This window comes from Arenimonas alkanexedens (assembly GCF_054781355.1).
In genome coordinates this window covers 744213-759091 of sequence record NZ_BAAGUO010000001.1, presented here as the reverse complement: position 1 = coordinate 759091, position 14879 = coordinate 744213, and the positions used below count along the sequence as shown (strand labels likewise).

The 14879-nt window shown below is 68.4% G+C and carries 11 protein-coding genes; 8 read left to right on the top strand and 3 right to left on the bottom strand.

Annotated features, from left to right (window positions below):
• Positions 1–7: 7 nt before the first annotated feature.
• Both glnD and map read right to left on the bottom strand, forming a co-directional pair.
• A complete protein-coding gene (glnD, locus tag ACYVGY_RS03535) occupies positions 8–2644 on the bottom strand; it encodes a [protein-PII] uridylyltransferase (protein WP_460456083.1) in 2637 nt (878 codons plus the stop codon).
• A gap of 13 nt (positions 2645–2657) precedes the next feature.
• Entirely contained in the window at positions 2658–3434 is a 777-nt protein-coding gene (gene map, locus ACYVGY_RS03530; RefSeq protein WP_460456082.1) for a type I methionyl aminopeptidase, read from the bottom strand.
• A gap of 275 nt (positions 3435–3709) precedes the next feature.
• Between map and rpsB the strand changes: the two genes are divergently transcribed.
• Both rpsB and tsf read left to right on the top strand, forming a co-directional pair.
• On the top strand, positions 3710–4537 hold the full coding sequence (gene rpsB / locus ACYVGY_RS03525) for a 30S ribosomal protein S2 (RefSeq protein ID WP_460456081.1): 828 nt from the start codon (positions 3710–3712) through the stop codon (positions 4535–4537).
• Positions 4538–4634: 97 nt separating this feature from the next.
• Entirely contained in the window at positions 4635–5510 is an 876-nt protein-coding gene (tsf, locus tag ACYVGY_RS03520; protein WP_460456080.1) for a translation elongation factor Ts, read from the top strand.
• Between the two features lie 63 nt (positions 5511–5573).
• On the opposite strand, the gene ACYVGY_RS03515 is transcribed toward tsf, so the two are convergent.
• Entirely contained in the window at positions 5574–9206 is a 3633-nt protein-coding gene (locus tag ACYVGY_RS03515; protein WP_460456079.1) for an autotransporter domain-containing protein, read from the bottom strand.
• A 240-nt stretch (positions 9207–9446) separates the two neighbouring features.
• Between ACYVGY_RS03515 and pyrH the strand changes: the two genes are divergently transcribed.
• The 6 genes from pyrH to rseP all read left to right on the top strand — a co-directional run bounded on the left by pyrH (position 9447) and on the right by rseP (position 14873).
• On the top strand, positions 9447–10169 hold the full coding sequence (pyrH, locus tag ACYVGY_RS03510) for a UMP kinase (protein ID WP_460456078.1): 723 nt from the start codon (positions 9447–9449) through the stop codon (positions 10167–10169).
• Positions 10170–10230: 61 nt separating this feature from the next.
• A complete protein-coding gene (gene frr / locus ACYVGY_RS03505) occupies positions 10231–10788 on the top strand; it encodes a ribosome recycling factor (RefSeq protein WP_460456077.1) in 558 nt (185 codons plus the stop codon).
• 14 nt (positions 10789–10802) lie between these two features.
• Positions 10803–11549 carry a polyprenyl diphosphate synthase gene (gene uppS / locus ACYVGY_RS03500; protein WP_460456076.1) on the top strand — a complete coding sequence of 249 codons (747 nt, stop codon included), beginning with the start codon at positions 10803–10805 and terminating at the stop codon, positions 11547–11549.
• The gene (locus ACYVGY_RS03495) at positions 11546–12373 is read left to right on the top strand and encodes a phosphatidate cytidylyltransferase (protein WP_460456075.1); all 828 of its coding nucleotides are present in this window, start codon (positions 11546–11548) and stop codon (positions 12371–12373) included. Before uppS ends, ACYVGY_RS03495 begins: the two co-directional genes overlap by 4 nt.
• Positions 12358–13542, top strand: a complete 1185-nt coding sequence (locus tag ACYVGY_RS03490) for a 1-deoxy-D-xylulose-5-phosphate reductoisomerase (protein WP_460456074.1) — start codon at positions 12358–12360, stop codon at positions 13540–13542. The genes ACYVGY_RS03495 and ACYVGY_RS03490 overlap by 16 nt, the downstream gene beginning before the upstream one ends.
• Positions 13539–14873: an RIP metalloprotease RseP gene (gene rseP / locus ACYVGY_RS03485; protein WP_460456073.1), complete on the top strand. Its 1335-nt coding sequence runs from the start codon at positions 13539–13541 to the stop codon at positions 14871–14873. The genes ACYVGY_RS03490 and rseP overlap by 4 nt, the downstream gene beginning before the upstream one ends.
• Positions 14874–14879 lie beyond the last annotated feature (6 nt).

Genomic DNA, 14879 nt, shown 5'->3' with positions numbered 1-14879 from the left:
GGGCTTCTTACTTGCCATGGTCCGTCTCTCCGTCGACGCAGGCCACGATGGCCTGGCTCAGCTTGTCCAACAGGGCCTGGTCTTCGACGGCGCGGTCGCGCTCGTCGGTGAGCAGGAAAAAATCCTCGACCTTGGCGCCGAAGGTGGCGATGCGCGCGTCGTGCACGCGCAGGCGGTGCTGGCGCAGCACCTGGGCCACGCCGGCCAGCAGCCCCGGCTGGTCGGTGCAGACCAGGCTCATGCGGGTGCGGCGGCCGTCTGCCACGGTATCGAAGGTGACGCGCACCGGCACCCGGAAGTGGCGCAGCTGGCGCGGCGCCGCACGGCGCACCGGCCGCACCCGCGCCGGATCGCGCAGCGCGGCTTTGATCGCCGCCACCACTGTGCCGGTTTCCGGCGCGATGCCCTGCGGCGCGATCAGCTGGAACGTATCCAGCGCGTGGCCGTCGCTTGAATTGAGCACGCGCGCCTCGAGCACGTTCAGACCCAGGCGGTCGAGCGTGGCGACCAGGGCGGCAAACAGTCCGTCGCGATCGAGTGCGCGCACGAAGACCTCCAGGCCGCCTGGCTGCAGGTGCGGCCGCACCAGCACCAGGGTGTCGCTGGCATCGGCTTCGGCGATGCCGCGCGTCTGCCAGGCGATTTGTTCGGGTCGGTAGCGCAGGAAGCCGACATCGGGATAGGCGGCCCAGATGCGCTCGACCGTCACCTCGTCCAAACCTTCGCTCAGCAACCGCTCCATCGCCTTGGCGCGGGTCTCGGCCATGATCTCGTTGGCGTGCACCGGATTCTCCAGGCCGCGGCGCAGCGCGAAGCGCGTGGCGGAGTACAGATCGGCCAGCAGGCGATCCTTCCAGGCGTTCCAAAGTTTTGGGCTGGTGCCGGCGATGTCGGCACAGGTCAGCAGGTACAGATAATCGAGGTGTTCGCGGTCGGCCACTTTGTTGGCGAAACGCGCCACCACCTCGGGGTCGGAGATGTCCTGGCGCTGCGCCGTCACCGACATCAAAAGGTGCTGTTCGACCAGCCAGGCAACCAGGTCGCCATCGGCGGCGGGCAGCGCGTGGATCCGCGCGAAATCGTGCGCATCAACCGCGCCCAGTTCGGAATGATCGCCGCCACGGCCCTTGGCGATGTCATGAAACAAACCCGCCAGCAGCAACAGGTGCGGCTTGCGCAGGCGCGGGAGCACTTCATGGGCGATCGCGAAACGTTCGTCGGCGCGGCGCGCGAAGCCGTCCATGTGCGCCAGCACGGTTAGCGTGTGCTGGTCCACCGTATAGACATGGAACAGGTCGTACTGCATTCGCCCCGAGACTCTGCCAAAAGCCGGCAGGTAGCGCGCCAGCACGCCCAGGCGCGCCATTCGGGTCAGGGTGGCCACCGCCTGGGGAGATTCCAGCAGCGTCATGAAGCGTTGCCGCACGTCGGGCGGCTGCTCGTCACAGGGGCGGATTGCGGACAGCGACTCGCCCAGCGCGCGCGCCGTCTCCGAATGCAGGCCGCGCGCCTGCGGCGACTGGTCCCAGGCCGCGAACAGCGCCAGCATCGGCGCCAGGCCCTGGCGCAGTTGATCGGGCTCGCGCATGGCGAGATAGCCATGGCGAAGCTCGTAGCCCTCGGTCACCGGCTGCGCCGACTCTTCGCCCGAAAGCTGCTCCTCGAAGCGCTGCAGCATGCGGTCGTTGATCCGCATCACCGTGGCGGCGCTGCGAAAGAAGGCCTGCATCATCTGTTCCACCGCCAGGTTGTCGCGGTGTTCGTCCTTCAGGCCCAGCATGGCCGCCAGGGTCTTCTGGTGGTCGAAGCCAAGCCGCTCTTCGCGCCGTCCCGCCAGCAGGTGCAGGCCGAAGCGCAGGCGCGCGAGCTGGCGCCATTCGCGCTCGAGGCTGGCGCATTCGTCCTCGCCCAGCAGGCCCAGCGGCACCAGCGCGCGCAGGCCCGGCACGCCGTACAGGCGCATGCCCATCCAGGTCACGGTCTGCAGATCGCGCAGCCCGCCGGGTCCTTCCTTGAGATTGGGCTCGAGGTTGTGGGCGGTGTCGTGGAAGCGGACGCGGCGACTGCGCTGTTCCTCGCGCTTGGCGGCGAAGTACTCGGCCGGGGGCCACAGCGCGGGCGGTGCCAGCACGGCGGCCAAGCTGGCGGCTGCGTCCGGGTCGCCCGCCAGGACGCGGCATTCCATCAACGAGGTCAGCACGGTGATGTCGTCGCGAGCGGCTTCGACGCATTGCGCAAGCGATCGCACGGCCTGGCTGGTGGCCAGGCCGGCGTCCCAGAGCAGCGAGAAGAAATGGCCGATGGCGGCTTCGTGCGACCGCTGCGCGGCCGGCTCGCCCAGCACCAGCAGATCAATATCCGACTGAGGGTAAAGCTCGGCGCGGCCATAGCCGCCGGTGGCCAGCAGCTGCAGCGGTGCGTCCGCGGGCAGGCAGCGGCCCCAGGCCGAGTTCACGACCAGGTCGCTGGCCTCGCAGCACAGGCTGACCAGGCGATCGATGGCTTCGCCGGCTTCGAAGCGGCGGCGCAGATCGGTGCGGCGAGCAATCAAGCCCGCCTTGGCCGCGTCGCGCCAGGCGGCATCGTCCTGGGCCTCGGCCAGGACCGCGGCCAAGCTGGGATCGGGCGTGGGGACGGCGCTCACTGGCCGGCCCCGGTCACAGGTCGTTGTCGTCGCCGGGCAGGCGGGTCAGGATCTCGACGCCGTCGTCGGTGACGGCCACCGTGTGCTCCCACTGGGCCGACAGTGATTTGTCGCGCGTCACCACGGTCCAGCCGTCGTTGAGCAGCTTGGAGTGGCGGGAGCCTTCGTTGATCATGGGCTCAATGGTGAAAACCATGCCCTTTTGCAGCACCACGCCCGACATCGGCTGGCCGTAATGCAGTACCTGCGGGTCTTCATGATAGATCTGCCCGATGCCGTGGCCGCAGTACTCCCGCACCACCGTGAAGCGCTCGCCCTCGGCGTACTTCTGGATGGCGTGGCCGATGTCGCCCAGGGTGGCGCCGGGCTTGACCACCCGGATGCCGCGGAACATGGCTTCGCGGGTCACGTCCACCAGGCGGCGGGCCTTGACGCTGGGCTCGCCGACGCAATACATCCGGCTGGTGTCGCCGTGCCAGCCGTCCTTGATGACGGTGACGTCGATATTGATGATGTCGCCGTCCTTGAGCACCTTCGATTCGCTCGGGATGCCGTGGCAGATGACGTTGTTGACCGAGGTGCAGACCGTGGCCGGGAAACCCTTGTAGCCCACGTTGGCCGGGATGGCCTTCTGCACGTCGACGATGTGGTCATGGCAGATCCGGTCCAGCTCGGCCGTGGTCACGCCGGCCTTCACGTGGGGGCCGACAACCTGCAGCACTTCGGCGGCCAGGCGGCCGGCGATGCGCATGCGCTCGATATCTTCGGGGGTTTTGATGGTGATTCTCATGGGGGGATTATCCATTACTTGCGGGGGGTTAGGCCAGCGGGCTATACTCCCGCGGCTCGAAACGACTCGTCCCATTCACCGGCACGATCCGTCCCGAACCGCCTACGCCGGGCGTCACCGGTGAATACACACACCAGGCCATCCCCCGTCCCGGGGTGCCTCGGTCCCGGGTCGCAAGACCTGGCCGGGGTTCGAGACGGCAGTCTGGTGGAAGCCCAACCCCGGAGCTCCGAAGCCGCCAGCGTGCGGCCGGCTCCCTATTCAAGGAAACACCCATGACTCAGGTCACCATGCGCCAGATGCTGGAAGCCGGCGTGCACTTCGGCCACCAGACCCGCTACTGGAATCCCAAGATGGGCCCGTACATCTTCGGCGCCCGCGGCAAGATCCACATCATCAACCTCGAGAAGACGCTTCCGCTGTTCACCGACGCGATGAACTTCATCTCGGGCATTGCCCAGAAGCGCGGCACCATTCTGTTCGTCGGCACCAAGCGCTCGGCGCGTGATGCAATCAAGGAAGAGGCGATCCGCTGCAACCAGCCGTACATGAGCATGCGCTGGCTCGGCGGCACCCTGACCAACTTCGCCACGGTGAAGAAGTCGGTTGCCCGCCTCAAGGAGCTCGAGTCCGCTGAGACCGACGGCACCTTCGAGAAGCTGGTCAAGCACGAAGTGCTGGGCCTGCGCCGCGAGCGCGACAAGCTGGAAGCCTCGCTGGGCGGCATCAAGGAAATGAACCGTCTGCCGGACGCGCTGTTCGTGATCGACATCGGCCACGAGAACATCGCCGTGCAGGAAGCCAAGAAGCTCGGCATTCCGGTCATCGCGGTGGTCGACACCAACTACGACCCCAACCTGGTCGAGTACGCCATCCCGGGCAATGACGACGCCATCCGCGCCGTGCAGCTGTACGTCCACGCCGCGGCCGACGCCGTGCTCGAGGGCAAGGCTGCCTCGCCGCAGGCGCACGTCGCCGCCGACGAGTTCGTCGAGCTCGACGCCGAAGGCAACCCGGTCGCCAAGGAAGCGAAGAAGGCCGCTCCGCGCGCCCCGCGCGACGACGCCAAGCGCGCTCCGCGCGCGCCCCGCGCCGCCAAGTAAGTCATGTGTCATGCCGCGGCGCCATCAGGCGCCGCGGCCCATTTCAGGCCGAGGCGACCCTGCGTCGCCGCGGCCACCACTGATTCTGGAGAACCCCATGGAAATCACCGCATCGATGGTCAAGGACCTTCGCGAGCGCACTGGCGCCGGCATGATGGAGTGCAAGAAGGCCCTTACCGAGAACGCCGGCAACATCGACGCCGCCGCCGAGTGGCTGCGCAAGTCGGGCCTGGCCAAGGCCGACAAGAAGGCTGACCGCGTCGCCGCCGAAGGCCGCATCGTGGCCGCCCAGAACGGCGGCAAGGCCGTGCTGGTCGAGATCAACTCCGAGACCGATTTCGTGGCCAAGGACGACAACTTCCTGGCCTTCACCGCCGCCGTCGCGCAAGCCGCGCTGGTGTCCGGCGCCGCCGATGCCGACGCCCTGAAGTCCGCCAAGCTGCCCTCGGGCGAGACAGTCGAAGAAGCCCGCGCCGCCGTCATCGCCAAGGTCGGCGAGAAGGTCGACGTGCGCCGCCTGGCCCGTGTCGATACCGCCAACCACGTCGCCGCCTACATCCACGGTGGCCGCATCGGCGTGCTGGTCGAGCTCAAGGGCGGCGACGCCGACCTGGCCCGCGGCATTGCCATGCACGTGGCGGCGATGAACCCGCCCCACAACAAGGCAGCCGACGTGCCGGCCGACTTCCTGGCCAAGGAAAAGGAAATCGAGCTGGCCAAGATGTCGGACAAGGACCGCGCCAAGCCGGCCGAGATCCTCGAGAAGATCATTGGCGGCAAGGTCGCAAAGATCGTCAATGAGGTGACCCTGTACGGCCAGCCCTACGTGCTCAACACCGACCTGTCGGTGGAAGCCACGCTCAAGGCCGCCGGTGCCGAAGTGATCGGCTTCCAGCGCCTGGCCGTCGGCGAAGGCATCGAGAAAGTGGTCGAGGATTACGCGGCGGAAGTCGCGAAGGCCATGGCGGTCTGATCCATCACCACCGCTTTGAAATCAAGGCCGCGGGGCAACCCGCGGCCTTTTTCATGGCCCGCTTCAGAATTCCCAGCGCAGGCCCAGGGTTGCGCCTTCCTGGGACATGCCTGACCGGGCCAGGATGCGTTCGTAGGTCAGGAAGCCCGAACGCCCGTGGCTGAGCACCATGGACACGCCCAGGCCAAGCCGCAGGTAGCTGCTGTCCAGGTCGTCGCCCAGCACCAGGATGGGCGTGGCGGTCGGGTCATCCACGAAGTAGCCGCGGAACGCCTCCGCGTCGCTGCCGTATTCCTTTACCCACTCCACCTCCAGCTGCGGCACCAGCACGCCCCACGACGCGCTGTAAGCAAACGACGCCTTGCCGCCCAAGGTGGACGACAGCCCGGTCACCGTCCGCGCTTCCACCCGCAGCGCCAGCCCGTTGCCGTTGAGGCCAGCGTCCACTTCTTCCTCGAAGGCATCGAAAGCCAGGCGATTGTAGGCAGCACGGCCATACAGGCCGAAGCTCCAGGCATGCAGCGAGAAGTCCCGGCCGAAGGTGACCGTGGCGCTGGTGTTGCTGCCGTCCGAACTGGCTACGGCCGTCTGGTCCACCACCTCGCCCGGCAGCACATAGGCAATGCTCCGCTCATGGTCGTAACGATTGATGCCCAGTGTCAGGGCGCTGTCGAGGTACCAATCGTTGCCGCGGTACCACGTGCTGTAGCCGGAAAGGCTGAAACCCTGCATTTCCACCGAGCCCAGGCCACCGGCCAACTGCGAATCCTGCTGGGTGTAGCCCAGCGCCACGCCCACCACCAGCGTATCGCTCCACCGGTAGTCCACGCCTGCGGTGAGCCCGGCGACGTCGTAGTCATAGCGCGGCGTGAGCTGGGTGGGATCGAACTCGCCGCGGCCGATGTTGCCCGACACGAACATGCCCCACTTGCCGAAGCCACTACCCGCCTCTGCCGGCGTCGTTTCCACCGCCATCAGCGCCGAGCCCAGTTCGGCCAGCGGCAGGCGCCCGCCGGACAGCGCGAGGGTGAGCCCGGCGAAGGAAATCGAAGGGGTCGGTGCGCCGCTGCGCAGCCCGATCATGCGTCCGTTGAGGTTCTCGAACTGCGCCCCTACGGCCGCGCGGCTGGCGTCAGCCTGGGTCTGGGCCACGTCGGGCAGCATCGCGGTCAGGGCCTCGCCCACGGCGGCCGGATCGCTGATCGAGGCGGCCGTCAGGGCCAGGCATTGCTCCAGCAGATCCTGCTCGTCCGGGCTCAGGCCGCCGGACACCTGCAGCAGGGCGCAGGCCGCGTCCAACGCTTCCGCCACCGACACTTCATTGATGGACAGCGCCGGAAGCGCCGCCAAGCCCGAGGTATGCGTGAACGTGATCGTGGAGCCGACAAACGCGGCGAAGGTCGGGAAGCTTGCCGTGACGACCGTCGTTCCGGCGCCGGTCACCGTGACGGTGTTGCTGGTGCGTCCGTTGGCATCGGTGACCGTGGTTGGACTGGCCAAGGTGCCGCCGCTGGTGCTCCACACCACCGTTTCACCGACCACGGGAACGCCGTTGCCGATCAAGTCAATCACCATCGGCGCCGACGGCACGCCGGGCGACAGCGACTGGGCATCGCCGCCGCCGGCGGAGATGCCGGTGACCACCAGCGTGCCGGTCACGTTGGCATTGAACTGGATCACCACCCCGCCGGGCGCCGTGGCCTGGACCACGACCGGCCCCGGCGTCAGGCCCAATGTGACCTGGGTGCTTGCCTGTCCGGCGATGTCGGTAAGCACCACCGCGGGCGCCAGCGTCGCGCTGCCCGAAAGCACGGTGAAGGTGACCGGTACCCCGGAGAGATCGGGCGCCGGATCCACCAACTGCACTACCAGCGGCAGCGGCAACAATTCGCCGGGGTTGCCGGTCTGGCCGTCACCCCCGGTGACGGCAATGCTGCCCGGCGGCAGCCCCTGGGCATTCGCCGTGACGCTGACCGCATTGGCGAAGACCGAAGCGCGGATCACGACCGGGCCCGGGAAACTCCCGTAGCTGAAACCGACGCTGGCTGTGCCGGCACCGTCGGTGACCGTGACCGGGGCATTGAGCGTTGCCGAGCCCGAGAACACGGTCCATGACACGCTCTGGCCCATCATCGGCTGGCCGGCACCGTCGAGCAGCAGCACTTGCATGGGCGTGCCGGCCTGCTGGCCCGACAAGCCCGCCTGGCCATCCCCCGCCACGACCACCAACGACGGCGGCGCCACGTTGAGCATGAACTCGACCTGCAAGGCCGGCTGGTCACCGCGGAACGCCGTGACCGTCACCGGCGCAAGACCCAGCCCCATGCTCACGACCGTGACATCGGCGCTGCCGCCGGCATCAGTAACAGAGCTGCCGGCACTCAACTGCGCGCCGCCGCTGGCGGACCAGAAAATAGTGACGCCCGGGTCGCCGAACCCGCCATCGCTGGCAAGCACCACCAGCGGCAGCGGCAAGGCGCTGTTCTGTGCGCCGCTCTGGCCGTCGCCGCTGACGATCGCGATGTCGCGCAGCTCCTGCGCATCCACGGTGAACAATTGCGCCAGCAGCGGCGAGTCCACCCGACTGGCGCGCACCGTCACTGGACCGGGGAAGGGACCGACGTCCACGAAGGCTTGCGCCATGCCACTGGCATCGGTCACCGCGCTGGCACCGCTGATCGCGCCGTTGCCACTGAGCACTTCCCACTGCACGGCAACGCCGGGCTGCGGCGCGCCGTTGAGCATGGCGCGCACCACCAGCGGCGCCGCCGTGGTGGTGTCCACGGGCGTGGGCTGGTTGTCGCCGGAGACTTTCTCCAGCGCCGCGATATTGATGGCCAGCGTAAACAGCACGCTGGCACTGGCCTGATCGGCCCGCGAAGCCGTCACCGTCACCGGGCCCGGCCCTGGGCCCAGGTTGGTGACGTTGACGCTGGCACGGCCGTCGGCACCCGTCGTGGCGCTGGCGGCGGAAATCGTCGCACCACCGCTGACCGCCCATTGGATGCTCACACCACCGGCAGGCTGGCCGCCGTCCAACGCCAGCACGACCAGCGGCAGCGGCAAGGCCGTATTGGCCAGGCCACCCTGGCCGTTGCCGGCAAGGATGGACAGGGTACGTGCCGATCCATCGCTGCCGCTGGAGCCGGTAGTGCTGGCGATCGCCGCCACGCCGGCAACGCCGCCGGCCAGCAGGATCAGGTTGCGATGCCCGCCCTTGGTCGCGGTTGGCTCGCCCGGCGCTGGAACTGCCTGAGCGGCCACCACGAACCGATGCGCCACCCGGCGGCAGTCCGCGCCCTGGCAGCTGGGGTCGTCCAGTGAAAGCACGCGAATGCCGTGGTTGCCGGCACGCCAAGGAGTGAATCGCGCCCGCGCCGAACCCGCCTCCACGCCATCGGTACCGCCACGCGTGCCCTCGTCGAGTACATCCAATTCGCCGGAGTCTGGATCTTCCAGCGACCAGTCCAGGCTCTCGCCTGTCACCGGCTGGCCATTGCGACGTTTGAGGATGACCAGTTCGAACGGCTCGCCAACGGTGACCGGCGTAGCGCCCGGTGGCCCGGCGATCGCCTCAAGCGTGGTAACGGGCAAAGGCGGCGCTGGAGTCGCCGCGACAACGGCAGGCACCAGCAAGGCCAACAGCACGGCAAGCATGCGCAAGCTGCGCAAGAGCCGGGAAAAAGCGCTATCCATGGTGCCCCCTGTACACGCGACCCCGGGCGCATGGACGCCCGAAAACCGCGTGCTGGCATGAAAGTGGAATGTCATCAGGTAAGGCCTGCGGTCAATGGCGACCGCTCGGCTTCACCCTTCCCCTTAGAGGCGCAGGACGGCGATGAATCGGCTCATCCGGGCCTTCCTGCCCTGCCGCAGGCCCCGGCGAAGGCACGAATCGGCTAGAATTCCAGCGTTTGCCCGCCCCCGGAGAGTCCCATGAGCACCGCCCCGCTGAAGTACCGCCGCATCCTGCTCAAGTTGTCCGGCGAGGCGCTGATGGGGAACGTGGACTACGGCATCGATCCGGTGGTCATCAGCGACCTGGCGGCCGAGATCGTCGCGGTGCAGCGCGCCGGCGCCGAAGTCGGACTCGTGATCGGCGGCGGCAACATCTTCCGCGGCGCCGGTCTCGCGGCGGCCGGCATGGACCGCGTCACCGGCGACCACATGGGCATGCTCGCCACCGTCATCAACGCCCTGGCGATGGCCGATGCGCTCGAGAAGCAGGGCGGGTTCGCCCGCGTGATGAGCGCCATCAAGATCAACGAGGTCTGCGAGGACTACATCCGCCGCCGCGCGATCCGGCACATGGAAAAGGGCCGCATCGCCCTGTTCGCGGCCGGCACCGGCAACCCCTTCTTCACCACCGACTCGGCGGCCGCCCTGCGCGCCAGCGAGATCGGCGCCGACCTGCTGCTCAAGGCCACCAAGGTGGACGGCATCTACGACTCCGACCCCCGCAAGAATCCCGGCGCGAAGAAGATCGACCGACTGACCTACGACGAAGTGATCGCCCGCAACCTGCAGGTGATGGACACCGCCGCCTTCGCCCTGTGCCGCGACAACCACGTGCCGCTGCGCATCTACGACATGATGCAGCCCGGTGCGCTGATGCGGATCCTGCAGGGCGACGATCTCGGCACCCTCGTCTCGGCCTGAACCGCCGGACCCCCTGCCCGCCTATAATGACCGATTGCCCAGATCCGACGCGGAGCCCAAGATGCTGAACGACATCAAGAAAGACGCCACCACCCGCATGACCAAGAGCGTGGACGGCTTCCGTCAGGAGCTCACCAAGCTGCGCACCGGACGCGCCAGCACCGCCCTGGTCGATCACCTGAAGGTGAACTATTACGGTTCGGACATGCCGCTGTCGCAGGTGGCCACCGTCTCGATCGCCGATGCCCGTTCGCTGCTGATCACGCCCTGGGAAAAAGGCATGGTCGCCGCAGTGGAGAAGGCCATCCTGTCCTCGGACCTGGGCCTGAACCCCAACACCGCCGGCACCGTCATCCGCATCAACCTGCCGCCGCTGACCGAAGAGCGCCGCAAGGAGCTGTCCAAGCACGTGCATGCCGAGGGTGAGAATTCGAAGGTCGCCATCCGCAATATCCGTCGCGATGCGATCCAGGCCGTCAAGGAGCTGCTGAAGGAAAAGCAGGTCACCGAGGACGATGCCCGCCGCTGCGAGGACGACATCCAGAAGCTCACCGACAAGCACGTCAAGGACGTGGACGAGGTGGTCAAGGCCAAGGAACAGGAACTGATGGCGGTCTGAGCCGCGCCGCCCGAATGAGCGCCGCCTCGCCTGCCTTGCGCCAGCCCCGCCACGTCGCCGTCATCATGGACGGCAACGGTCGCTGGGCCGAGCGCCGTCAGCGTCCCCGCAGCCTGGGCCACCGCGCCGGGGCCAAGGCCGTGCAGGTCTGCGTCGACTACTGCCTGGACCACGGCATCGAGGCGCTGACCCTGTTCGCCTTCTCCAGCGAAAACTGGAACCGGCCACAGGAGGAAGTGGGCGCGCTGATGAAGCTCTTCCTGCGCATGCTCAACTCCGAGGTTGATGAACTGCATCGTCGCGGCGTACGCGTCGCCTTCATCGGTGACCGCGCCGGATTCCCGGAAGCGATCCGGCTGCGGATGGCACAGGCCGAAGCCACCGTGCCGCGCGACACCCGCCTGGTACTGAGCATCGCCGCCGGCTACGGCGGCCGCTGGGACATCACCGAGGCCTGCCGACAGCTTGCGAACGAAGTGGCGGCCGGTCGGCTGGCGCCGGCCGATATCAACGAAGACCTGATCGGTCGCCACGTCGGCCTGGCCGACCTGCCGGCCCCCGATCTTTTCATCCGCACCGGCGGCGACCTGCGCATCAGCAATTTCCTGCTGTGGCAGCTGGCCTACACCGAGCTGTGGTTTACCGAAACCCTCTGGCCCGACCTTGATCGCTCGGTGCTGGATGCCGCCCTGGCCGACTTCGCCGACCGCGAACGACGCTTCGGCCTGACCAGTGCCCAGGTGGCCGGGAGTCCTGTATGAGCCGCCGCCAACGCGTCACCACCGCCCTGATCCTGGCCCCGCTGCCGATCCTGGCCCTGCTGTTCCTGCCCACGCCCTGGCTCGCTGCCCTGGTGGCCGCCGTGATGCTGGCCGGCCTGTGGGAATGGACCGCCTTCGCCGGGCTGGAAGACAAGCTGCCCCGCGTCCTGTTCCTCACCGCCAACGCCCTGATGATGGCGGCCCTGGTCTGGGGCGGCGGGCCCAGCCTGTTCACGCTCAAGCTGGTGAGCCTGGTCGGCGTGGTCTGGTGGGCGCTGGTATGCCTGTGGCTGGCGCGGCCGGGCTTGGGCAGGAGCGACAGCCAAGGCGCCCGCGGCATGAAGCTGCTGGCCGGAAGCCTGTGCGTGGTGCCGGCCTGGTGCGCGCTGGGCTGGCTGCACGCCGAGGGCGACTTCGGGCCGCGCTGGACCCTGTTCGCGGTGCTGCTGGTGTGGGTTGCTGACAGCGGCGCCTATTTCGCCGGCTCGCGCTGGGGCAAACGCAAGCTGGCCCCGGCCATCAGCCCCGGCAAGAGCTGGGAAGGCGTCTGGGGCGGCCTGGCGGCGAGCATCCTGCTGGCTGCGCTGGCGCTGCCGCTGCTGGGCCTGACGTGGTCGTCGCTGCCGGCGCTGATGCTGCTGACCGCGGTTACGGCCGCCATTTCGGTGGTCGGCGACCTGTTCGAGAGCCTGATGAAGCGCCATTCCGGCGTGAAGGACTCTGGCGCCGTCATTCCCGGCCACGGCGGCCTGATGGACCGGCTGGATAGTCTGCTGGCGGCGCTGCCGGTGTTCGCGGTGGGCAAGGCATGGCTGGGCCTCTGAATACGATCGCGCTGCTCGGCGCCACCGGTTCAATCGGCGGCTCCACCCTCGACGTCGTCGCGCGGCACCCTGGACGCTTCCGGATCGGCGCGCTCAGCGCTCATTCAAAGGTGGACGAGCTGCTGGCGCTTTGCGCCCGGTTCCGACCCGATTCAGCCGTCGTCACCGACCCCGACGCCTATCCGGCGCTGCGCGACGGCCTGCGCGCGCTCGGCCTGCCTACGCGCGCCCTGGCCGGTCCGGCGGCGCTGGACGAGATCGCGGCCGATCCCGCCAACCACACCGTGGTCGCCGCCATCGTCGGTGCCGCCGGCGTGGCCTCCACCCTGGCTGCAGCCCGCGCCGGCAAGCGCCTGCTGCTGGCCAACAAGGAATCGGTGGTGCTGGCGGGCGACCTGCTGATGCAGGCCGTTGCCGCTGGCGGCGCCACCCTGCTTCCGGTCGACAGCGAGCACAACGCCATCTTCCAGTGCCTGCCCGCCGACGGTCGTCGTGGCGGCGTGCGCCGGCTGCTGCTGACCGCCTCCGGCGGCCCGTTCCGGGGACGCAGCCGCGAATCGCTGGCCGCCGTGACCCCGGACCAGGCCTGCGCCCACCCGAACTGGGTGATGGGCCGCAAGATCTCGGTCGATTCCGCCACCCTGATGAATAAAGGGCTGGAGGTGATCGAGGCGCATCACCTGTTCGGCCTGCCGGCGTCGCAGATCGAGGTCGTGGTGCATCCGCAGAGCGTGATCCACTCGCTGGTGGACTATGTCGACGGCTCGGTGCTGGCCCAGTTGGGCAATCCCGACATGCGCACCGCGATCGCCTACGGCCTGGCCTGGCCCGAACGCATCGATTCAGGCGTGGCGCCGCTGGACCTGGCGGCCCTGGCCCGCTTCGATTTCGAGGCGCCCGACCTGGCTGCCTTCCCCTGCCTGGCGCTCGCCTTCCGCGCACTGGCGGCCGGCGGCGGCGCGCCGGCCGTGCTCAATGCCGCCAACGAAATCGCGGTTTCAGCCTTTCTTCAGGGCGAACTGGGTTTCCTAGCCATCCCCGACCTGATCCAGGCCTGCCTCGACGACATGCCCGCTGCCCCCGCCGGCTCCCTGGACGACCTGATGGCCACCGATGCGCAAGCGCGCCGCCTGGCCCGGTCCCTGATCGCGAAGAGGTCGGTCCGATGACTGAATTCTTCGGCTCGATCTGGTGGCTGCTGGTCAGTCTGGGCATCCTAGTTACCTTCCACGAGTTCGGCCACTACTGGGTCGCCCGCCGCTGCGGCGTCCGGGTACTGCGCTTTTCCGTCGGTTTCGGACGGCCGCTGTGGACCCGGATCGGCAAGGACGGCACCGAATACGTGCTGGCGATGCTGCCGCTGGGCGGCTACGTGAAGATGCTCGACGAGCGCGAGGTCGAAGTCGCCCCGGACGAGCGCCACGAAAGCTTCAACGCCAAGTCGGTCTACCAGCGCATCGCCATCGTCGCAGCCGGGCCGGCGGCCAACCTGCTGCTTTGCATCGCCCTGCTGTGGCTGATGTTCGTGATCGGCAAGCCCGATGCCCAGCCCGACCTGGGCCGGGTCGATGGCCTGGCCGCCGAGGCCGGGTTCCAGCCCGGCGACCGTCTGCTGGACGTCGCGGGCCGCGCCACGCCGACCTGGACCGACGCCGGCATCGCCCTCTCGACCGCGATCATGGACCGCGAGGCCACGCCGGTGCGGGTGCGCACCGCGAGCGGTGCCGAAGCCCTGCGCCAGCTGCCGCTGGATCGCCCGGGCCTGGTGCTGCGTGAAGAACAGCCGTTCGAAGACCTCGGCCTCATGCTCCGCTTCCCGCCCGTGGTCGGCGGTATCCAGCCCGGCGGCGCGGCCGAGGGCCGGCTGCAGGTCGGGGACCGCATCGTTGCCATCGCCGGCGAACCGATTTTGGGCTATGACCAGATCGGCCCGGCCCTGCAGCGCCTGTCCGCCCCCGGCAGGACCCTGGCGCTGGAGGTCGAGCGCGGCGACGGCCGCCGGACGGTCGGGGTGGATCCCCGCCTGGTGGGCGAAGGCGAGTCCCAGACCTGGATCCTCGGCATCCTCGCGGCGGCGCCTGAACAGGACGCCATGCGGCGCTACAGCCCGCTCCAGGCGGTCCCGGAGGCCATCGCCCAAACCGGCCAGATGGCCTCGGACGTGGTCGGGATGCTCTGGCGGATGGTCTCCGGCAAGGCCTCGCTACAGAACATTTCCGGCCCGATCACCATCGCCCGGGTCGCCCACGGCAGCGCCAGCCTGGGCCCGGCCTGGTTCCTGAATTTCCTGGCGATCCTGTCCCTGAGCCTCTGCATCATGAACCTACTGCCCATCCCGGTCTTGGATGGTGGGCACCTGCTGTATTACCTTATTGAGCTGGTCAAGGGCAGCCCGGTCGGCGAGCGTGCGCTCGTGGCGGGCCAGTACATAGGCTTGGCCATGCTGGCCAGCCTCATGGGACTGGCCTTCTACAACGACATTCTCCGACTCGGTTCCTGACCCCCA